Source organism: Brevibacillus sp. SAFN-007a, assembly GCF_051967035.1.
Classification (GTDB): Bacteria; Bacillota; Bacilli; order Brevibacillales; family Brevibacillaceae; genus Brevibacillus.
The window spans coordinates 81,590-101,061 of sequence record NZ_JBQCKK010000013.1; the positions used below are offsets into that span (position 1 = coordinate 81,590).

Consider the following 19,472-nt stretch of genomic DNA (forward strand, 5'->3'; position numbering starts at 1 on the left):
GTAAGATGGGTGTACTTTGATGACTGGAGTTGAAGCCGATGTAGGAAGCTTTCTTGCTTACAAGAGGAAAACAGGTGCGATTTTTTCGCATGTGTATTTCCTTCTATGCAAGAAAGTTACGACATCGGTTCACTCAAGCGATATATCCAAATCCGGCTCCCTGGGTGGAGTAGGTTTTGTTATACGTTTATGAGCTGCAAGAGAGTAACTTTCTTGCAGCTCTTCTATTTTTATCCAGGGGGATGAGGGTATGTCGACCATTAAAGTGACCAATCTGACTTTTGCCTATGACGGCAGTTTCGATCACATTTTTGAAAACGTGAGCTTCCAGATGGATACCGATTGGAAGCTCGGCTTTACCGGGAGGAACGGCAGAGGGAAGACGACGTTTCTGAACCTGCTGCTGGGACGCTATGAATACAGCGGCACGATCTCGGCGCAGGTGCCCTTCGAATATTTTCCCTACCAGATTGACAACAAGGAGCGAAACACCAGGGAGATCATTCGGGAGATGGTTCCCGACTGCATGGACTGGGAGCTGTTGCGCGAATTCTCCTTGTTGCAGGTCGACGAGGATGTGTTGGATCGACCGTTTGCGACGTTGTCCAACGGAGAGCAGACGAAGGTGCTGCTCGCCGCCCTGTTTTTGAAGGAAAACAGCTTTTTGCTGATCGATGAGCCGACGAACCATCTGGACATGGCTGCGAGAAAGCTCGTCAGCGACTACCTCCAGAAGAAAAGCGGCTTTATTCTCGTGTCCCACGACAGAGCCTTTCTCGACAACTGCGTGGACCATATCCTGTCGATCAACAAGACGAATATCGAAATTCAAAAAGGCAATTTCTCAACGTGGTGGGAGAACAAAGAGCGGCAGGACAGCTATGAGCTGGCGGAAAACGAGCGGCTGAAAAAGGACATCAAGCGGCTGTCCGAGTCCGCCAAACGCACCGGCAACTGGTCGCACGAAGTGGAAAAAACGAAAAACGGGACGCGAAATTCCGGTTCCAAGGTAGACAAAGGCTATGTCGGCCACAAGGCAGCGAAAATGATGAAGCGCGCAAAATCAATGGAGCAACGCCAGCATGCGGCTATCGAGGAAAAGTCCAGGCTGCTGAAAAACGTGGAGCAAAGCGACACGCTGAAGCTCTCTCCGCTCGTCTATCATAAAGACCGCCTGATCGAGCTTCTGGACGTGGCGATTTTTTACGGAGACAAACAGGTCACAAGCGGCGTCCGCTTTTCGATTTCGCAAGAGGAGCGCATTGCGCTTACGGGGAAAAATGGCTCGGGCAAATCGAGCATCCTCAAGCTGATCTGCGGCGAAGACGTGCGCTACACGGGAGAGTTCCGCAAAGGAAGCCAGCTGAAAATCTCCTGCGTCTCCCAGGATACGTCGCACTTGCAGGGCGATTTGACGGAGTACGCCAGAAGCAACGGACTGGACGAAAGTCTGTTCAAAGCAATCCTGCGCAAGCTCGATTTTTCCCGGGTGCAATTCGAAAAGGATATGGCTGCTTTTAGCGGGGGACAGAAGAAAAAGGTGCTGATCGCCAAAAGCCTGTGCGAGCGGGCGCATCTGTACGTCTGGGATGAGCCGCTGAACTATATCGACGTCATGTCGCGCATGCAGATCGAGGAACTGCTTTTGGAGCACGCGCCAACGATTTTGTTTGTGGAGCATGACAGCGAGTTTTGCCGAAATATCGCGACGAAGGTGATCGAGTTGTAACAGGAAGACTGGTGTGGCATGGTGACGCGAGAGGGCGCCGTCACTTGTTCTTGTCCTGTTTTGCGCCGCCTGGACATACCCTGTAGGGAGGAACTTATCCGCAGAGGTGGTATCATGAGCGCGGTTTTCCAGGTTTTGGCATTTGTCATCATCGCGTACGTCTGGTTTGTCTGGCTCATGTGGCAAAGAAGAGGACACGTACAGCCGATGCCCGGGATGGTCAGCGCCATGGCGGTCGGAATGCTGGTCGGGCTGATCGCTGGTCTGTTGTTTGGGCTCCTATTCCAGGGGAGCCTTGCTCGCTCCACGCTGTGGGGGATGTCGTCCGGCGCGGTGGCAGGCTTGCTCGTCGGCTTGCCCTTGTCGATGCTGACCGTGGTGGAAGGAGTGCTGTCCGGGCTGATGGCGGGCATGATGGGCGCCATGCTGGGGGAAATGATCTCGCTGGAGCAGGCGGAGCCGCTGTTGTTTTTTCTCATCATGCTGTACACAGCCTGTCTTTTGCTGATGGAGAGATGGCATCTGCCTGAACAAAAGAAGGCGGAGCCGTCCGCAACGTGGCTTGGGCTGCGGCATCCCGTCGTCGGGGCTTTGCTCTTGCTCGCTGTGTTTGTCTGGTTTCAGGCGATGAGCTTCGCGCCCCCCGAGTCAGGCGAGCGCCCGGCCAATCCGTTGCATCATGAGCAACGGCAGAAGTGACCGTCAGAAGAACCAGGAGGAAGGTAGCCAGGGAGTGTCCCCCTTTTCGTCTACCCGATTGATGCCGGGTTTGTCCCGGACCAAAATGGGCGTTTGTATTTGGAACGAATACCTATCGCCGCTTCATACATGTAGAGTAGCTACATGCAGTGGCGGAGGTGAATGTTGATGGATGAGTGGAAAAAAGAGCTACGAAAGCTGAAGGCTTCGGAATTCAAGGCGGAGAAAGTGACTCCCTGGGATAAAGAAAAGGAACAGGAAGCGATGCTGGTGCGCAGCCGATGCGGGCACGGGCGATGCGGAGGCTGTGCCAGGTGCGGAGGTGGCGCCAGATGTGGAGGCTGTGCCCGATGCGGCGGCTGCGGCGGGTGCAGTTGCGCTTGTAGCTGCGTTGGCACGTGCTTCTTTCCGTGCTTTTTTCCCTGCACGTCGTGCGCCCGTTGTTTCTAGCCTTTGCCGAAAGCGAGCAATGCGACCACGAACACGAAAAAGCTCCCGTCCGGCGTATGCCAGGCAGGGGCTTTTCGGCTTTTTCCCGCAGGCATGTCGGACAAAGCGCCCGACATACAATGACCGTGACACCCTCATCGCATCAAGTGGCGCATACAGCCAAGCAAGGAGGAGGAGCATGGTCATACGAAATCCATCGCTGCGTCTGGCAGTGAAACGGGATACGTTTTTTTTGCCCAATCCCGATGGCAGCGTCTATTTTCGCAATAACGTCGGGACATTTCGCATGGAAGGGGAAATGATCGACCAGTGGGTCCAGCAGTTGTTGCCGATCTTCAACGGGGAGCACACGCTGGCTGAGATTACCGCCGACTTGCCGGAGGAATACCAGGCGCAGATTTATCAAATCGCCGACAGCCTGCTGCAAAACGGATTTGCTCGGGACGTGAGCGAGCGTAAGCCTCATCAGCTGTCTGCTGCGGTCGTGGAGCAATTTTCCGCGCAGATCGGCTTTGTCGAGCATCTGGTTGGTTCCGGCGGCCACGCCTTTCAAACGTATCGGCAGCAAAAGCCGCTCGCAATCGGGGCGGGTCCGTTTTTGCTGGCTTTGATTCAGGCGTTGTGGGAGTCGGGCTGCCCGCATATTCATTACGCGTCGACCGATCCAGCGTCGGTCAATCGAGAAAGGCTGGCAGAACTGTACGCCCACGCCAGACAAAAAGATGCCGAGGCAAAGCTGAGCGAAATCCCGATTCCGCAGCAGGGAAAAGAAGGCTGGGAGCAAGCGCTTGCGCCGTTTTCTGCGGTTTTGTACGTCGCGGATGATGGCGAACATAGCGAGCTGTCTTTCGTGCATGCCTTGTGCCGGGAGAGGGGGAAAACGTTTGTTCCCGCCTTTGGACTTTGGCAAAAAGGGATCGCGGGCCCGCTGATTCACCCCGCGTCGCCCGTCTGTCTCGATTCGGTGCTGCGCCGCTTGCACCGCGTTTCCCTGATTGCAGATGCGGATGACCACCCGTTTACGGCTACGTCCGCCGCTCTGTTGGCAAACGTCGCTGTGTTTGAATGGTTCAAGCAGGTGACCGGTGTAGCGGCGGCAGAGCCTGCGGGCAAGCTGTACGTGCTCGACCTGGAGACGCTTTCGGGCAACTGGCACACGGCGATGGCGCATCCGCTTGTACAGGGAAGTCCGCGTCTCGCTCCGGTGGACGAACAGCAGCTGCTGGCGCAAGCAGCGCCGTCCAGGCACGGTCTGCTTGCTTCCTTCCTGGCGTGGACTTCGCCGGACGTCGGCATTTTTCACAGCTGGGACGAAGGGGAGCTGGTGCAGCTGCCGCTCGCGCAATGCCAGGTGCAGGCAGTCGATCCTGTAGCAAGCGGTCCTGCCGAACTGCTGCCCGCCCGAATATGTCCGGGCTATACCCATGAAGAAGCGCGCAGGGAAGCGGGCTTGCTGGGGACGGAAATGTACGTGTCCCGCCTGGTCGGCGCGTGCGGCATCCGGACGGCTTCAGCACATCTGTTTGGCGGCGGCGAATCGGACAGTACAGAGGAGAGCGCCTACGGCATTGGCGCGGGTGAGTCGGGAGCGGAGGCGCTGTGCCGCGCCTTGTACCACCTTTTGCAGTCCAGCCTGGCCGAACAGGTGCGAGAGCGGCCGCCCGTAGCGACTCGCGTGGTGCTGCCAGAGCTTGCAGACGAGCCGTGCCGTTTTTACCTGCGCGCGCTCGCGATCGAAAACGAACAGCCGCCAATCGCCCGAGGTGCCGACCTGTACGGCTTTCCGGTGTACTGGGTGGGAATGGCGGCAGGGACAGAGTGGGTGGGCACGGTTGGCCTGCATGAAGCGGCGGCGCTGCGCAAAGCGCTGCAAGCGGCGTTGGTGCTGCAAAAGCGGCACGACATGCCGCAGGAGCAACTCGCCCCCGTCGTGCGCGCCTCTCATGTCGCGCTGAAACAGTCCGATCAGCCCGGGCAGGATGCGTTGCTTCGCCCTTGCCCGGATACCGAGGCAGAGCTGTGGCAGCAGGCGCGAGCCGTGCTGGCCCGGCAACGGCTGGTCCCCGTGCTGTTGAATGCAGCCGTGGAGCCGTTTTTACAGGAGGACCTGGCGGGAGTTGTCGCTTTGTCGTTGCGAGAGGAGGACGCGCATGAGTAAGCAGATTCTGATCGTAGGCGACGGGCTGCTGGCTGATCTGGTCGTCTCGCGGTTACAGGCGGAGTTTCGCCTGACGCGGCGGCAGACGGTCGAGCGAGCGGATACGCATGCCGACCTGGCGCTGGTGCTGCAAGACGGCTGGCAGCCGCATGAACATCTGGAAGCGGAAAAACGGTTTCAGGCATCCGGCATCCCTTGGCTCCGAGCGTTTGTGTCCTTTGGCGAAGCGGTGGTAGGGCCGTTTGTGCGGCCGGGAATGCCCGGTTGCTCGCAGTGCGCCGACATGCGGCGGCTTATGGCTGGCCGCGACCGCAAGGAGATGTGGGAGCATCAGTTCCAGTTGACGGAAGAGGGCGGGGGCGGGGCAGATGCCTGGGCCTCGCGCACGGGACTTTTGCAGGCGAGCCATTATGTGGTCGAGGAAGTGCACCGGTTGGCGGCGGGAGAACAAGCCCGGTTGCACGATCACATCCAGTTGCTCGACTTGCAGACGCTGGCGTGCTCCCGTCACTTTTTCCTCCCGGATCCGCTCTGCGGCATTTGCGGACGGCTGGAGGAAGATACCCCGGAAAAAGCGACGTTTGCCTGGAAGCCGAATCCCAAGCCGCATCCGAATCGCTATCGGGTGAAGTCGCTGGACAATTTGCAGCCCAGGCTGCGCACGGAATACGTGGATGCGCGGACAGGTTTTCTGAACGGGAAAATGCGCGATCTCGTCTCGGTTTACGCGGATGTGAGCGTCAATCTCCCGTTGTTTCCCCACGATGAAGGGACCGCAGGCAGGTCGAATTCCTACGCCGACAGCGAATGGACGGCGATTCTGGAAGGGCTGGAGCGCTATTGCGGCCTGACCCCGCGCGGCAAAAAAACGGTTGTGTACGACTGCTACGCGAATCTGGCCGAACACGCGCTCGATCCGGTGACATGCGGCGTTCATTCCCGGGAGCAGTACGCTATGCCCGGCTTTCCTTTTCAGCCGTTCGACCCGAAGCGACCGATGAACTGGGTGTGGGGCTATTCCTGCATGAAGGAGCGGCCGATTCTCGTTCCCGAGCGGATGGCTTACTACAGTCTTGGCTTCGGAGACGGCTTCGTCTTTGAGACGTCCAATGGCTGTGCCATCGGCGGGAGCCTGGAGGAAGCGATTTTTTACGGCATCCTGGAGGTGGTGGAGCGCGATGCGTTTTTGCTCACCTGGTATGCCAAGCTGCCGCTGCCCAGACTCGATCCGGCGACGTCCGGTGATCGGGAGCTGGACTTGATGCTCGCGCGGCTTGCGTCCGTCACCGACTACGATTTGCACCTGTACAACGCGACGATGGAAAACGGCATTCCGAGCGTGTGGATGATCGCGAAAAACCGCAAACAGGCAGGGCTGAATCTCGTCTGCGCAGGCGGCGCTCATCCCGATCCGGTCCGGGCGGTCAAAAGCGGGCTGCACGAAACCGCCGCGATGCTGCACAACTTGCAAGACAAGTTCGAAGCCAATCGTGACAGCTACTTGCGCATGTACCACGACGCCTCGCTCGTGAAAAAAATGGACGATCACGCCATGCTCTACGGCTTGCCGGAGGCGGAAGAACGCCTGGGCTTTTTGCTCGAAAACAACGGGCCGCCGCAGTCGTTTGCCGAGGCGTTTGCCCAGCCGCGCAAGCACGCGGATTTGACAGACGACCTGAAGGAGCTTTTGGATGTCTTTCGCCGTTTGCAGCTCGACGTCATTGTCGTGGAGCAGACGACGCCAGAGGTCAGCCGTATCGGGTTGTCCTGCGTGCGGGTCCTGATTCCGGGGATGCTCCCGATGACGTTTGGTCACCATCTGACGCGCCTGACCAACCTGGAGCGTGTCCTGCACGTTCCGGTCACGCTCGGCTACGCCAAGCAGCCGCTCACGTACGCCCAACTGAATCCGCATCCGCACCCGTTTCCGTAAAAATCGCGCCCCAAAGGGGAGAGAGTGATGAGTCTTGAGCGTTTTTTGCACGACCTGCATTTTGCCACCGAAAAAGTCAGGCCGCCTGATCTGGAAGTGAACTGGGACGACGCTCCGCTGCCCTACAAGCTGTACGGCGGTTTGCCGACTGTTTCGCTGCCCGCGGAGGTAGCCTTGTCGCTCGTAGACGAACAGGTGGAGGGCGAACCGACAATGGCCCAGCTCGGCAGCCTGCTCTACTATGCGTACGGACTGGCAAAAATCAGCCAGACGGTGTTTCCGCAGGAGGAGAGGGAGGGGGGGCTGTTTCCTGCGCAGTCCTACCGCAGGGCCATTCCTTCGGGCGGAGCGTTGTATCCGAACGAAGTCTATCTGTATGCGAAGCTCTCGTACATGACCCAGGGCGTCTATCATTACGATGTGGCCCATCATCGGCTTGTGCTGCTGCGCGAGGGAGACTTCGATGCCTACGTGAGCCAGTCGCTCGGACAACGCTGCGCGGTGCACCACTGCTTTGGCGTGCTGTTTCTATCCTCCTACTTTTGGAAAAACGCCTATAAATACGACTTGTTTTCGTACCGCCTGCAAGCGCTCGATACGGGCGTGCTGCTCGGACAATGGCTGGCTTTGGCCGCTGGCTGCGGCATGGAAGCAGGCGTGCACTATTTGTTTTTGGATCGGGCTGTCAACCATCTGCTCGGCTTGTCGGGGAGCGAAGAGAGCGTGTATGCGATCATGCCGCTGACGACGAAGCCGCAGGAAGCCTGGCCGTTGCCTGCGCCGGGGCTGTCGACCGGACCGGCATCCACCGGGGAGTTGACGGCTGAACGACTGATCTGCCAGCTAGGACGCGTCAGGCATCGGCACAAAATCGGCTCGCAGACGCAAAAAGACTACCCGCTGCTGCGCAAAATGAATGAAGCGGCCATGTACGAATCGACCGCATCCTTTGGCGATCCGGCAGCCGTCGGCGAACCGCCGGGGAGGAAAGGCGAGGAGAAGCGGCATAGCCTGCCGCCAGGCTCGCCGCCGCGACCTGATCTTGCGGAATTTTGCCGCCGCCGCATTTCGCCGGAGCTTGATTTTGTTTGGCGAAAAATCGCGCAGGAGCAACTGGGGGCCCTGTTGCAAGAGGCGTTTGGCGCTTTTCGCTACCGCCATGATCTCGGAGGCACAGAAAGCGCGCTGCCCGCCCTGTATGTCTGTATATACCGGGTGGAAGGCATCGCCGATGGGGCATATCGCTACGCGCCAGACAGGCACAGTCTGGTGGCGAGGCAAACGGGGGATCAGCGGCAGAGGCTACAGGCGGGCATGACGCTCGACAATGTCAATCTGTTTCAAGTGCCGCTCTGCTTCCACGTTGTGGGGCAGAGGCACCATCTGCGCGCCCGATGGGGGTACAGAGGCTACCGGATTCAGCAGATGCAGGCAGGAATCGCCGTACACCGCTTGCTGCTCGCGGCCTTTGCCTGCGGGCTGGGCGGACACCCGCTGCTCGGGTACGATGTGGCGGCCTGCGACGGGATTTACGGGCTGTCGGATGAACAAGAGACGTGCCTGATCCAGGTGCCTGTCGGCTCGTACAGGCAGCGAGTTCGTCTGGAGGGCAGCTTACACGGGTAAAACGAAAGAAGGCTGACGTGCGCGGGAGGCGCAGACAGCCTTCTCTTGGTATCGGGTTCTTTGGTGACGCCTGAATGAACGTCTCTATCGCTGGTGTTTTTCCCCGCTCGGGGCAGGAGCAGCGGCTTTGGCTGCTTGTGTCCGGAACATCCTGTCCAGCGGAAGCACTTTGCTGACCAGGTTGTGAATATGCTTCGATTCCTTCGTCAGTACCGGGCCGAGAATGGCCAGAATCAGGACGTAGAGGGCGGTGAATGGCTGCAAAATTTCCAACAGTCCGCCTGCTTTTCCCAGATTCGCAATCAGGATGGAAAATTCCCCGCGCGCTGTAATCGTCAGACCGATATTCGACGAAGCGCGTGCCGACAAGCCTGCGCTGCGTCCGGCGAGAAGTCCGGCCGTGTAGTTTCCGATCAGGGTGATGGCGACCGCAGCCAGCGACAGCCAGACAGCGCCACCGAGCTGGAGCGGGTCAATCGACAAGCCGAAGCTGAAGAAGAACATGGCGCCAAAAAAGTCGCGGAAAGGCAGAATCATGTGCTCGATTCTCTTCATATGGACCGTTTCTGCAAGGACCAGCCCGACGAGCAAGGCGCCAATCGCCTCAGCTACGTGGATCGTTTCCGAGAAGCCGGCTACGAGGAACAGGCCTGCAAAGACCGTCAACATGAAAAGTTCATTGGATTTGATATGGAGCGCACGGTTGAGCAATGGGACGAGCTTGCGTCCTACGATGATGAACAGAAGCATGTACCCGAGCGCGATCAGCGCTGAGGTGAGGACGCCGACGACCGATGTGGCTCCACTCAGCACGAGACCGGACATGATGGACAAGTAGACAGCGAGGAACAGATCGTCAAACATAATCATGCCCAGAATCATTTCCGTTTCCGGGTTGGCTGTCCGTTTGAGATCCACCAGCACCTTTGCCACGATGGCTGTGGAGGAGATCGTCGTAATCCCGGCAATAATGAGAATTTCCTTGAACGGAACCCCGGCAAAGTACCCGAAGAGCAAGCCAAGCGTAAAGTTGATGCCTATATAGATGGTGCCGCCGATCGCGATGGAGCGTCCCGCTTTAATCAGACGGCCAACCGAAAATTCAAGTCCAACGTAAAACAACAGAAACAGGACACCCATCCGACCCATGAAGTCAATGAGTGGTTCGCTTTCAATAAACCGAAAATCGATCAGACCGATCGAGGCGGCGTGCGGCCCGACGGCCATACCGATGAGGATGTAAAACGGAACGATGGAAAAGCGGAGTTTTTGCGAGATGAACCCTGCAATGGCGATTAAGCCAATGGCCAGACCGATTTCAAAGACGATGTGTTCCAAATCAAGCCCCCCCTGATATGAGTGTAGATTTTAACACTTTCACCTGCCCTCTCTCGCCTGCGACAACCAGCGTCACACCCGCAGTAAGAATGCATTCTGGTCCCGGACTCACTTTCTGCTTTTGATCCTTTTCAATAATGGCGATGATGGTAGCCCCTGTTTTTTGGCGAATGTCCAGTTCCCCGATCGACTTTCCGATGCAGGCCGAACCTGGCTCGATCTTGTACCATTCGATCACGAGCTGATCGAGCGCCATCTCGATTGTTTCCAGCGCTTTCGGCTTATAGGTCATCCCGCCGATGATGCCGGCCAGCTGGCGCGATTCCTCGTCATCGAGCGTGACCATCGAGACGCTTTCGTCCCAGTCGTCTTTGTCAAAATGGTAAATTTCCCGTTGACCGTCATCGTGGATAATGATAATCAGCTTGTCACCGCTTCTTGTCTCCACTTGGTACTTTCGTCCGATTCCTGGCAAATCTGATTCCCTGATAGTGAACATGGAATACGCCTCCTAAACGTGGAATCCACCTGTTTTCGACAAACAAATAATTGTTTGCTAATATCATCATATACGTAAATGATGCGAAAAGTCTACATTTCGAAACAGTTCGCAAAAAATATGACACACTTTGTCCGATTTCTGAAGGGGCAGAAAAGCGCAAAAAAGACCGCCGCTGCGAGCAGTCCAGGTAAATTCTCTTTAACTCGGGGTGAATAGTAGGAATGTCTTTTTTGGATGTTTTCCAGCAGTTTGATGATTCGGTCGTTTTGCTCGACTTGCATGAGGATGTTCGCGTTGATTTTTCGCAAGGCGTCGTACAGGGCAGCCAAAGCGGCAACGGCAACGACGGCAACCAAACCCAGCATGTGGATCGCTCCTTTTACATTTTTTTCTAATCCAATCGAGAGAATTGTACCACATGTACCAGATGTGGCGCGCGCAAGACTCATTGCTCTGCACAGATTCTCCCGGCCACATGCCGCTTTTCATTGAACGAGGAGGCAATCGTCTCTATACTTGAAGGATAGAAGAATAAGTATCGGTTGATATAAAAGAGGGGTACTATGCAAAACTGGCTGACGCATTTCATTGAACAATACAGCTATCTAGGCATTTTCTTGATGATGGCGCTGGAAAATGTATTTCCGCCGATTCCTTCTGAAGTGATCCTGACCTTTGGCGGCTTTATGACCACGCACTCGACGTTGACCGTGCCGGGCGTCATTTTGTCGGCCACGTTCGGGTCCGTACTCGGCGCGATTCTGCTTTACGGGATCGGCTACTATCTGGACGTGGAAAAAATCGGGAAGGTCGTGGAGCGCTGGGGACATCTCTTGCGGATCAAGCAGACAGACATCCAGCGAGCGCATGCCTGGTTTGACAAATACGGCTACTGGACGATTTTGTTTTGCCGGATGATTCCGCTGGTACGCAGCCTCATTTCCATTCCGGCGGGGATGGCCCGGATGAACCTGCCGTTGTTTTTGCTGTTTACGGGCATCGGGACCTTTTTGTGGAACATTGCCCTGGTGTGGGTCGGGGCGTTTCTCGGTGAGTCGTGGCAAGACGTGCTCCACGTGATGGAAGTGTACGCGGGATTTGTCTACAAGGGGATTGCTGTCGCCGCGGTCGTTTTCCTCCTGGTTTTCCTTCGCAAGCGCGGCGTCAAACCATAAGCTGCCAGCTGAGGAGATGGGCCCTCTTTCTTTTGGGGAAAGAGGGTTTTTCGCAACGGCAAGCGACGCCGCCTTTTTCTTGGACAGGCCGCAGCGGTGGAGAAAATGACCCTGTCCCAAAAGAAAGTCGGCAGGAACCATGCGGGGCGGGAAGGAATTAATGAAGAGGAAAACACACACCAGAGCGCAAGCAGGCGCACGGTTGTGTAAGCGCATACCATGCATCTGCATGCAAAAGGAGGCCGACTACACATGAATGCTCACCCGCATGGGAACAACGAACCGGACAAGTCCACGCTGGAAAAGGAGATCCATACCGATTTCAAGAAGGAAATGACGTATGGCGACTACCTGCATCTGGACAAGATTTTGGCGAGTCAAAAGCAGTTGTCCACTCATCACGACGAGATGCTGTTCATCATCATTCACCAGGTGAGCGAGCTGTGGATGAAGCAGATTTTGCACGAGCTTGCCGCAGCGATGGACTGTATTTCCCGCCACGAGCTGGAGCCGGCCTTCAAGATGTTTTCCCGCGTGTCGCGCATTCAGCAGCAGCTCATCAAGTCGTGGGATGTCCTTTCCACGCTCACCCCTGCTGACTACTTGCAGTTCCGCGACAAGCTGGGGCACTCATCCGGGTTTCAGTCCTTTCAAAACAGGCTGATCGAGTTTGCGCTCGGCTATAAAAATGCGCATGTCTTGGCCGTGTACGAGCATCAGCCACAACTGCATGCGCAGTTGAGCGCAGCGCTGCACGCGCCCAGCATTTACGATGCGGCGATCAAGGAGATGGCAGCGCGCGGCCTGCCGATCGATCCGGCGTGTCTGGAGCGGGACTGGTCGCAGCCGTATCAGCCTCATGCAAGCGTCGAGCAGGCCTGGCTGACGGTATATCGCGACGTACACCAATACTGGGATTTGTACGAGCTGGCGGAAAAGCTCGTGGACATCGCCAGCCAGCAGCAGCAATGGCGCTTCAACCATATGACCACCGTGGAGCGCATTATCGGACAAAAGCCCGGCACGGGTGGCTCTTCCGGCGTCGCTTATTTGCGCAGGGCGCTCGATCATCGCTTTTTCCCGGAGCTGTGGAGCTTGCGTACGCAGTTGTAGGCGAACGAAATGGAGTGGGGAACATGAAGCAGACCAAAACGAATGCGATGCGGATATTGGAAAGGGAAAAAATCGACTACACCATGCTGACGTATCGAACCGACGACGGGAACATTGACGGCATTTCTGTCGCGCAAAAAATCGGCCGGGAAGCCGGAGCCGTATGGAAAACGCTCGTTACGCAGGGGACGAGCCGGGCGTATTACGTCTTCGTGATCCCGGTGGAAGCCGAGCTGGATCTGAAAAAGGCAGCGAAAGTGGTCGGGGAAAAAAAGATCGAGATGATCCCCGTCAAAGACATCACCGCTGTATCGGGATATGTGCGCGGCGGTTGCTCTCCGGTGGGGATGAAAAAGCTGTTCCCGACCGTCATTGACAGCAGCGTGGCGCACAGGGAGCGGATCATCGTCAGCGGGGGCAGCATTGGCGTGCAGATTGAGCTGGCGGTTGACGGGCTGCTGAAGGCGACGAAAGGTCGGCTGGCTGACGTTACTACGATGCCAATCGCATGAGGCCGGGCTGCTTTTTACAAAACCTTATTGACACATCGGAATAACCCTACTAATCTGGATGGAGAAAACCCGTTTCCTGCCGATTGGTCGACCAAAGGCTCCTGTGCTTGTACAGGGGCCTTTTTGTGCGTTCTCAACCGGGGCTGGCTGCGGGCGTAGGCGAAAAGGCGTACGGGATGAAGGAGGAGAGAAAATGGCAAGCAACAGGCAATTGAGGCTCGGAGCGATGATTCACGGAATCGGCGGGCATATGGGCGCGTGGCGACATCCGGATGCGCAGCCGGACGCCAGCGTCAGCTTTGCGTTTTACAGGCAGCAGGCGCAAAAGGCGGAGGCCGGGAAGTTTGATCTGGTCTTCGTCGCGGACGGCTTGTACATCAATGAAAAATCGCTGCCGCATTTTTTGAACCGCTTCGAGCCGCTGACGATTTTGTCGGCCTTGGGCGGCGTCACCAGCAAGATTGGCCTGGTCGGGACGGTGTCGACCTCGTACAGCGAGCCGTTTACGGTAGCGAGGCAGCTCGCCTCCCTCGACCAGATCAGCGGCGGGAGAGCAGGCTGGAATGTAGTGACCTCGCCGCTGGAAGGCTCGGCGAAAAATTACGGCAACAAGCCGCATCCCGATCACGCGCTGCGCTACCGGATGGCCGAGGAGTATTTGAGCGTGGCAAAAGGGCTGTGGGATTCGTGGGAGGACGATGCCTTTGTCCGGGATAAGCAGTCCGGGGTGTTTTTCGACCCGGCGAAGATGCATCGGCTGGATCATCAGGGAGAGTTTTTCGCGGTGCAAGGGCCGCTGAACATCGCCCGCTCCAGACAGGGACAGCCGGTCATTTTCCAGGCAGGCTCGTCGGAGAGCGGAAAGACATTGGCAGCGAAATCCGCCGATGCGGTCTTTACCGGACAAGAGACGCTTGCCGATGCGCAGCGTTTTTACCGCGATGTCAAAGGACGGGCAGCCGCTTACGGGCGAAGCCCCGCCGACCTGCTCATTTTCCCCGGCATCAGTCCGATCATTGGCCGCACGGCTGAGGAAGCGAAGCGCAAGCACGAAGAGCTGGCGAGCCTGGTCAGTACGGAGCAGGCGCTGCATTTTCTGGGACGGTTTTTTGACCATCACGACTTTTCCCAGTACCCGCTGGACGAACCGTTTCCGGACGTGGGCGAGGTAGGCCGCAACAGCTTCCGGAGCACGACGGACAAAATCAAGCAAAAGGCCAGGGAGCAAAAGTGGACGCTCAGGCAGACCGCGCTCTACACCGCGACGCCGGAGAGCGAGTTCATCGGCACGCCCGAGCATGTGGCGAATCTGATCCAGCGCTGGTTCGAGGAAGAGGCGGCAGACGGGTTCATTCTCCAGTCGAACGTGCCGCGCGGGCTGGACGATTTCGTCGATCAGGTCGTTCCGATTTTGCAGCAGCGCGGGCTGTTCCGCACGGAGTACGAGGCCGACACGCTGCGCGGGCATCTCGGACTGCCGATCCCGGTCAATCGCTATGCGCTGCCCAAGCAAGCAGGGCAGCAAGCGGCAAATGCGCCGGTGTAAAAACCAGGGGGCGCGAGAGGCAAACCAGCCCGATGCCGGAATAACGAAGCATCGACCGCGCAAACTCTCTGCCTCGCTCTAGCTAGCGCCCGAAAAACAGCCCCCCAGCGGCGGAACGCTTCCACCGCAGGGGGGCTGTTCGAGCGTTGCGGCATCTTTTGCCGCTTTTTTTCGCCATGCATCACATGTCAGAAATGCCAGGCTTGCCAACACAAGCATTCAGGTGACGCTCAGTTCGGAAAACGCATCGTGCAAGAGCTCGTAGGAGAGCAGTCGCTTGGGAAAATGCTGGATCGGGGTGTGGATCACCAGCTCGTCTACCTGATAGGTGCGGGCGAGTTGCAGCAGCTTCTCGCGCACGGACTCCTTCGTTCCCGACAGGACGTTGGCTTCCTTGACCTCGATCCGGAACGGTTCGTTCGCCTGCTGCCCGTATTCCTCCGCTTTTTTCAGGCTGGTGACGGTGACGGTTTTGCCGCTTTGCAGATGAATTTTCGCGACTTTCGTATCCGCTGCCAGGCGGGCGGCTTCCTCCTCCGTCTGGGCGACGATGACCGAGACGGCCAGTATCGGGAGCGGCTGTGCCGATTTGCCTGGCTGAAACCGCTGACGGTACACGTCAAAAGCTTCCCGGCAAACCGCTTCGTCCTGGCTGATAAAGAGGGCGAACACGTACGGAACGCCGCGTTCGGCCGCAAGCTGCGCGCTTGCTGCACTCGTACCGAGCAAATAAATCGGGACCGGCTCGTTTGGCAGAGGAACGGCAGTCAGGCCATACAACGGGTGGGGAGGGGCCAACTCATCGTGCAGGAACAGCTCCAGCTCCGCAAGCTTTTCCTCCAGCGAGGCGTTGGGCGTGCCGCCGTGCTGTTGCAGCGCTTTTGTCGAGAGGGGAAGCCCTCCCGGCGCGCGGCCAATGCCGAGATCCACCCGTCCCGGGGCCAGGGCGGCGAGGACGTGAAAATTTTCCGCTACTTTATAGGGACTGTAATGCTGGAGCATGACCCCGCCGGAGCCGATGCGGATGCGCTCTGTTTTCGCCAGCAGGTGGGCGATGAGCACCTCGGGGGAGGAGCCGACCACATGATCGAGGTCGTGATGCTCCGCCACCCAGAAGCGGTGATAGCCCCAGTCCTCCGCCTTTTGCGCCAACTGAACCGTATGCTGGAAGGCTTCGGCCGCTGTCTCTCCTTCTTGAATCGGACTTTGATCGAGAATGCTCAATGTCAATGCCACCATGTCTCTCCCCTTACCATGTCGAAGTACGCACAAAAAGCCCCTCCGTCCGCGATCGGCATTCGATCGGAAAAGGGGCTTCTGGCTGTCCAGTCAGCTATGCGAGCAGGCAGTTGTCGTTGCTGCGTCTTTATCCTGTGTTTGCTCCGCTGTTTACTCGGATTTTAACGATCCCGTTACGGGCTGTCAATGGGGGCAGGCAAAATGAGGCCAAATGGAAAAAACCCGTTGACGGGACAGAAGGCGAATGATATTATCCCTAGTAATCCGATATGAATTTAAAAAGTCCTCGACCAGACAACTGGAGAGACTTCCTGCTTAGGCTATGCCATCAAGCAGGAAGTCTTTTTCTTTACCTGGAAACCGCAGCGAAACCATGGGAGGGAATGCAAGTGGCAGGGACACAACAAACGAAAAAAGTCGTGGTATGGGGAAGAGAAGGCTGCTCCTATTGCGAAAACGTCAAAGCCGCCTTGGAAGAGCAGCACCACCCTTACGAATGGATTGACGTAGCTGGAAAAGACGTGCTGCGCGATGTGCTGGAAGTCAAATACGGCACGCGCCTGATCCCGCTCGTGGAAATCGGCGGCGACGGCAAATACGAGGCGCTGCTCTACACCCAACTGGATCGGCTCGAAGCGCTTTTGGCCGAGTAAAAGCGAAAAGCGCCAAGACTGTTCATGAAAACGCACTCCGTCCGAGGCAAGCATTTACCCGTCCAGAGAAGTACCGGAATTCATCACCAAAACGTACAAGGGCAACTACATTCCGACACAGGTGTCCGTGGAGGAATGGAACCATATCAAGGAGACGTTTGCGAGCAAGCCGTAACGGCTGGGCGAAGGACGCTCGCAGGCTGATCGGAAAGGAGAGCCGTACATGCCGCAAAAAAGACAGATTCACTTGTCCGCTTATTTGGTGGGAACGGGCATTCACGTTGCCTCCTGGCGGCTGCCGGAGGCGCGAAAACATGCCAGCATCGACATTGACTACTACAAATATTTGGCGCAGACAGCCGAGCGGGGGAAGTTCGATATCGCGTTTATCGCCGACAGCCTGGCGATCAACGAAGCTTCGCACCCGAACATTTTGAACCGCTTTGAGCCGACGACACTGCTCGCTGCCCTGGCTGGGGCGACCAGCAAGATCGGGCTGGTCGGCACCGCGTCGACCACGTATCACGAGCCGTACAATCTCGCCCGGCTGTTCGCCTCTGTCGACCATATCAGCAATGGCCGCGTCGGCTGGAACGTGGTTACGACGGGGGATGCTACCGGAGAGACGGGGCGCAACTTCAGTCGCACCGAGCATGTGGAGCACGATCTCCGCTACGAGCGCGCAGAGGAGTTCATCGACGTCGTGCAAGGCTTGTGGGATTCGTGGGAGGACGATGCGTTTGTCCAGGACAAGGAAACAGGCGTTTTCTTCGACCCGGCAAAAATGCATCGGCTGAACTACCAGGGCACGTACTTCTCCGTCCAGGGGCCGCTCAATATCGGCAGGTCCAGACAGGGACAGCCCGTCATTGTGCAGGCCGGAGCCTCCGAGCCGGGGCAACGCCTGGCAGCGCGCACCGCAGAAGTCGTCTTCTCGCACGTAAAAGATTTCGGGCGGGCCAAAGCGTTTTACCGAAGCTTGAAAAGCAAGCTGTCCGACTACGGGCGCACGCCTGACCAACTGCATATTTTGCAGGGCATTTCTCCGATTATTGCCGATACGCAGGAAGAAGCGGAAGCGATCCACCGCAAGCTGCACGATCTGCTTTTGCCGGAGCAGGGACTGCGCTTTTTGTCCGGGTACTTGGGCAAGGTCGATTTCAGCAACTACTCGCTCGATACTCCCGCGGCAGAGGTGGAATTCCCGCAGGACAACGGCATTCAAAGCCATTTTGAATGGATGACGGAGCTGATTCGCAAAGAAAACCCGACCTTGCGCGAGCTGTACGCCTTGCTCGAAGGCGGGGCAAACCGCGAGCTGATCGGCACCCCGAAGCAGATTGCCGACGTGCTGGAAACATGGTTTACCGAGGAGGCCGCAGACGGTTTCATGTTCATTGCGCCGGTGCTACCGCAAGGGCTGGAGGCGTTCGTGGACAAAGTAGTGCCGATTTTGCAGGAGCGGGGCTTGTATCGGCTGGATTACGAAGGAGACACCTTGCGCGAGCACCTCGGTCTGGAAAAGCCGTACAACCGTCTGGCGGTGCGCCGCAAACAGTTGTCAGGGGTTGAATCCTGAATACAGAGAGAAGCGCCACAGCAGACAGGAGAAGGAGAAGGAGAAGGAGAGGTTCGCGTGAGTACAGGAACAAAGCAGCCGACAGAAACAGAATGGGAACAAAAGCTGATCGCGATACGCAGGCAACTGCACCAATACCCGGAGGTGGCCTACGAGGAATATGAAACCACCCGTTCCATTCGAAACTGGCTGACGGACGCGGGAATTCGCCTCGTCGAGCTGCCGCTGGAAACGGGCGTCGTGGCAGAGGTGGGCGGCCACAACGGCGGGCCTGTCATCGCGCTGCGGGCCGATATCGACGCACTGCCGATTCAGGAGGAAACGGGCTTGCCGTATGCGTCGACGGTCGTCGGGAACATGCATGCGTGCGGACACGATTTTCATACCGCGGTGATACTGGGAGCCGCCTTTTTGCTGAAGCAGCAGGAGGAAAAGCTGCCAGGAACGGTGCGCTTTTTGTTCCAGCCCGCCGAGGAAAAAGGCACGGGCGCGTCGCTTCTGATCGAAAGAGGGGCGCTCGCGGGCGTCTCGGCGATCTTCGGTCTGCACAACAAGCCTGATCTGGCAGTCGGGACGGTCGGGATCAAGCCGGGGGCGCTGATGGCGAGCGTGGACGGGTTCGAGATTGAGGTCGAAGGCTTGGGCACGCATGCCGCCATCCCCCATGCCGGCATCGACCCGATCGTCGCCGCCTCGCAGATCGTCACGGCGCTGCAATCCATCGTCAGCCGCAGCATCAGCCCGCTCGCCAACGCAGTGGTCAGCGTGACGACCATCCATGGCGGAACGACCTGGAACGTAATCCCGGACAAGGTCGCTCTCGGCGGCACGGTTCGCACATTTCAGGAGGAGGTGCGCAGGCAGATCCCGGATCGTCTCCGGGCGATCGTCGAGGGAGTGGCAGCGGCTTACGGAGCCAAGGCGAGCGTGCGCTGGTTCCAGGGACCGCCCTCTGTGCAAAACGATGCCGAGCTGACCAGGCTGGCCGCCGAGACAGCAGCGCGGCGCGGGCTGCAAGTCGTCACGCCGGAACCGACTTCGGCGGGGGAAGATTTCGCCTATTATCAGCAGCACATTCCCGGTGTGTTCGTGTTCGTCGGGACCTCCGGGACAAACGAGTGGCACCATCCCGCCTTTACCGTCGATGACCGGGCGATTGCCCCCGCCGCCAGCTACTTTGCCGAATTGGCCGTGGGCGCACTGAAAGGCAGGTGAATCGA

The 19,472-nt window shown here is 57.7% G+C and carries 17 protein-coding genes; 13 read left to right on the plus strand and 4 right to left on the minus strand.

Going from position 1 to position 19,472, the window contains the following annotated elements:
- Positions 1 to 250 precede the first annotated feature (250 nt).
- The 6 genes from ACTHO6_RS14665 to ACTHO6_RS14690 all read left to right on the plus strand — a co-directional run bounded on the left by ACTHO6_RS14665 (position 251) and on the right by ACTHO6_RS14690 (position 8,595).
- The gene (locus tag ACTHO6_RS14665; protein WP_440242492.1) at positions 251 to 1,729 is read left to right on the plus strand and encodes an Lsa family ABC-F type ribosomal protection protein; all 1,479 of its coding nucleotides are present in this window, start codon (positions 251 to 253) and stop codon (positions 1,727 to 1,729) included.
- Between the two features lie 114 nt (positions 1,730 to 1,843).
- Positions 1,844 to 2,428, plus strand: a complete 585-nt coding sequence (locus tag ACTHO6_RS14670; protein WP_440242493.1) for a hypothetical protein — start codon at positions 1,844 to 1,846, stop codon at positions 2,426 to 2,428.
- A gap of 168 nt (positions 2,429 to 2,596) precedes the next feature.
- Positions 2,597 to 2,878, plus strand: a complete 282-nt coding sequence (locus ACTHO6_RS14675) for a heterocycloanthracin/sonorensin family bacteriocin (protein ID WP_440242495.1) — start codon at positions 2,597 to 2,599, stop codon at positions 2,876 to 2,878.
- A 178-nt stretch (positions 2,879 to 3,056) separates the two neighbouring features.
- Positions 3,057 to 5,036: a putative thiazole-containing bacteriocin maturation protein gene (locus tag ACTHO6_RS14680; RefSeq protein WP_440242497.1), complete on the plus strand. Its 1,980-nt coding sequence runs from the start codon at positions 3,057 to 3,059 to the stop codon at positions 5,034 to 5,036.
- Positions 5,029 to 6,969 carry a TOMM precursor leader peptide-binding protein gene (locus ACTHO6_RS14685; protein ID WP_440242499.1) on the plus strand — a complete coding sequence of 647 codons (1,941 nt, stop codon included), beginning with the start codon at positions 5,029 to 5,031 and terminating at the stop codon, positions 6,967 to 6,969. The genes ACTHO6_RS14680 and ACTHO6_RS14685 overlap by 8 nt, the downstream gene beginning before the upstream one ends.
- 27 nt (positions 6,970 to 6,996) lie before the next feature.
- Positions 6,997 to 8,595 carry a SagB family peptide dehydrogenase gene (locus ACTHO6_RS14690; protein ID WP_440242501.1) on the plus strand — a complete coding sequence of 533 codons (1,599 nt, stop codon included), beginning with the start codon at positions 6,997 to 6,999 and terminating at the stop codon, positions 8,593 to 8,595.
- A gap of 84 nt (positions 8,596 to 8,679) precedes the next feature.
- On the opposite strand, the gene ACTHO6_RS14695 is transcribed toward ACTHO6_RS14690, so the two are convergent.
- From ACTHO6_RS14695 to ACTHO6_RS14705, 3 genes are all read right to left on the minus strand, one after another.
- A complete protein-coding gene (locus ACTHO6_RS14695) occupies positions 8,680 to 9,933 on the minus strand; it encodes a cation:proton antiporter (RefSeq protein WP_440242503.1) in 1,254 nt (417 codons plus the stop codon).
- 1 nt (position 9,934) lies between these two features.
- Entirely contained in the window at positions 9,935 to 10,432 is a 498-nt protein-coding gene (locus ACTHO6_RS14700; RefSeq protein WP_440242504.1) for a cation:proton antiporter regulatory subunit, read from the minus strand.
- A gap of 92 nt (positions 10,433 to 10,524) precedes the next feature.
- A complete protein-coding gene (locus ACTHO6_RS14705; protein ID WP_440242506.1) occupies positions 10,525 to 10,884 on the minus strand; it encodes a hypothetical protein in 360 nt (119 codons plus the stop codon).
- 114 nt (positions 10,885 to 10,998) lie between these two features.
- On the opposite strand from ACTHO6_RS14705, the gene ACTHO6_RS14710 reads away from it, so the two are divergent.
- The 4 genes from ACTHO6_RS14710 (at position 10,999) to ACTHO6_RS14725 (ending at position 14,781) form a co-directional block, all read left to right on the plus strand.
- The gene (locus ACTHO6_RS14710; protein WP_440242508.1) at positions 10,999 to 11,610 is read left to right on the plus strand and encodes a DedA family protein; all 612 of its coding nucleotides are present in this window, start codon (positions 10,999 to 11,001) and stop codon (positions 11,608 to 11,610) included.
- Positions 11,611 to 11,862: 252 nt separating this feature from the next.
- Positions 11,863 to 12,723, plus strand: coding sequence for a tryptophan 2,3-dioxygenase (gene kynA / locus ACTHO6_RS14715; RefSeq protein WP_440242510.1), 861 nt, complete (start codon positions 11,863 to 11,865; stop codon positions 12,721 to 12,723).
- 23 nt (positions 12,724 to 12,746) lie between these two features.
- Entirely contained in the window at positions 12,747 to 13,235 is a 489-nt protein-coding gene (gene ybaK / locus ACTHO6_RS14720) for a Cys-tRNA(Pro) deacylase (RefSeq protein ID WP_440242512.1), read from the plus strand.
- A gap of 193 nt (positions 13,236 to 13,428) precedes the next feature.
- Positions 13,429 to 14,781 carry an LLM class flavin-dependent oxidoreductase gene (locus tag ACTHO6_RS14725; RefSeq protein WP_440242514.1) on the plus strand — a complete coding sequence of 451 codons (1,353 nt, stop codon included), beginning with the start codon at positions 13,429 to 13,431 and terminating at the stop codon, positions 14,779 to 14,781.
- A gap of 219 nt (positions 14,782 to 15,000) precedes the next feature.
- Here ACTHO6_RS14725 and ACTHO6_RS14730 read toward each other — a convergent pair whose 3' ends face one another.
- Positions 15,001 to 16,017 carry an LLM class flavin-dependent oxidoreductase gene (locus tag ACTHO6_RS14730; RefSeq protein WP_440242549.1) on the minus strand — a complete coding sequence of 339 codons (1,017 nt, stop codon included), beginning with the start codon at positions 16,015 to 16,017 and terminating at the stop codon, positions 15,001 to 15,003.
- 386 nt (positions 16,018 to 16,403) lie between these two features.
- Between ACTHO6_RS14730 and ACTHO6_RS14735 the strand changes: the two genes are divergently transcribed.
- The 3 genes from ACTHO6_RS14735 to ACTHO6_RS14745 all read left to right on the plus strand — a co-directional run bounded on the left by ACTHO6_RS14735 (position 16,404) and on the right by ACTHO6_RS14745 (position 19,467).
- Positions 16,404 to 16,673, plus strand: a complete 270-nt coding sequence (locus ACTHO6_RS14735) for a glutaredoxin family protein (RefSeq protein ID WP_440242516.1) — start codon at positions 16,404 to 16,406, stop codon at positions 16,671 to 16,673.
- A gap of 223 nt (positions 16,674 to 16,896) precedes the next feature.
- Entirely contained in the window at positions 16,897 to 18,252 is a 1,356-nt protein-coding gene (locus tag ACTHO6_RS14740; protein ID WP_440242518.1) for an LLM class flavin-dependent oxidoreductase, read from the plus strand.
- A gap of 57 nt (positions 18,253 to 18,309) precedes the next feature.
- Positions 18,310 to 19,467 carry a M20 peptidase aminoacylase family protein gene (locus ACTHO6_RS14745; RefSeq protein WP_440242519.1) on the plus strand — a complete coding sequence of 386 codons (1,158 nt, stop codon included), beginning with the start codon at positions 18,310 to 18,312 and terminating at the stop codon, positions 19,465 to 19,467.
- Positions 19,468 to 19,472: the final 5 nt, after the last annotated feature.

Excerpts from the sequence above, each read along its gene's own strand:
- ACTHO6_RS14665 (WP_440242492.1), top strand. The coding sequence starts at position 251 with ATGTCGACCATTAAAGTGACCAATCTGACTTTTGCCTATGACGGCAGT.
- ACTHO6_RS14670 (WP_440242493.1), top strand. The coding sequence starts at position 1,844 with ATGAGCGCGGTTTTCCAGGTTTTGGCATTTGTCATCATCGCGTACGTC.
- ACTHO6_RS14675 (WP_440242495.1), top strand. The coding sequence starts at position 2,597 with ATGGATGAGTGGAAAAAAGAGCTACGAAAGCTGAAGGCTTCGGAATTC.
- ACTHO6_RS14680 (WP_440242497.1), top strand. The coding sequence starts at position 3,057 with ATGGTCATACGAAATCCATCGCTGCGTCTGGCAGTGAAACGGGATACG.
- ACTHO6_RS14685 (WP_440242499.1), top strand. The coding sequence starts at position 5,029 with ATGAGTAAGCAGATTCTGATCGTAGGCGACGGGCTGCTGGCTGATCTG.
- ACTHO6_RS14690 (WP_440242501.1), top strand. The coding sequence starts at position 6,997 with ATGAGTCTTGAGCGTTTTTTGCACGACCTGCATTTTGCCACCGAAAAA.
- ACTHO6_RS14700 (WP_440242504.1), bottom strand. The coding sequence starts at position 10,432 with ATGTTCACTATCAGGGAATCAGATTTGCCAGGAATCGGACGAAAGTAC.
- ACTHO6_RS14705 (WP_440242506.1), bottom strand. The coding sequence starts at position 10,884 with ATGAGTCTTGCGCGCGCCACATCTGGTACATGTGGTACAATTCTCTCG.
- ACTHO6_RS14710 (WP_440242508.1), top strand. The coding sequence starts at position 10,999 with ATGCAAAACTGGCTGACGCATTTCATTGAACAATACAGCTATCTAGGC.
- kynA (WP_440242510.1), top strand. The coding sequence starts at position 11,863 with ATGAATGCTCACCCGCATGGGAACAACGAACCGGACAAGTCCACGCTG.
- ybaK (WP_440242512.1), top strand. The coding sequence starts at position 12,747 with ATGAAGCAGACCAAAACGAATGCGATGCGGATATTGGAAAGGGAAAAA.
- ACTHO6_RS14725 (WP_440242514.1), top strand. The coding sequence starts at position 13,429 with ATGGCAAGCAACAGGCAATTGAGGCTCGGAGCGATGATTCACGGAATC.
- ACTHO6_RS14735 (WP_440242516.1), top strand. The coding sequence starts at position 16,404 with ATGCAAGTGGCAGGGACACAACAAACGAAAAAAGTCGTGGTATGGGGA.
- ACTHO6_RS14740 (WP_440242518.1), top strand. The coding sequence starts at position 16,897 with ATGCCGCAAAAAAGACAGATTCACTTGTCCGCTTATTTGGTGGGAACG.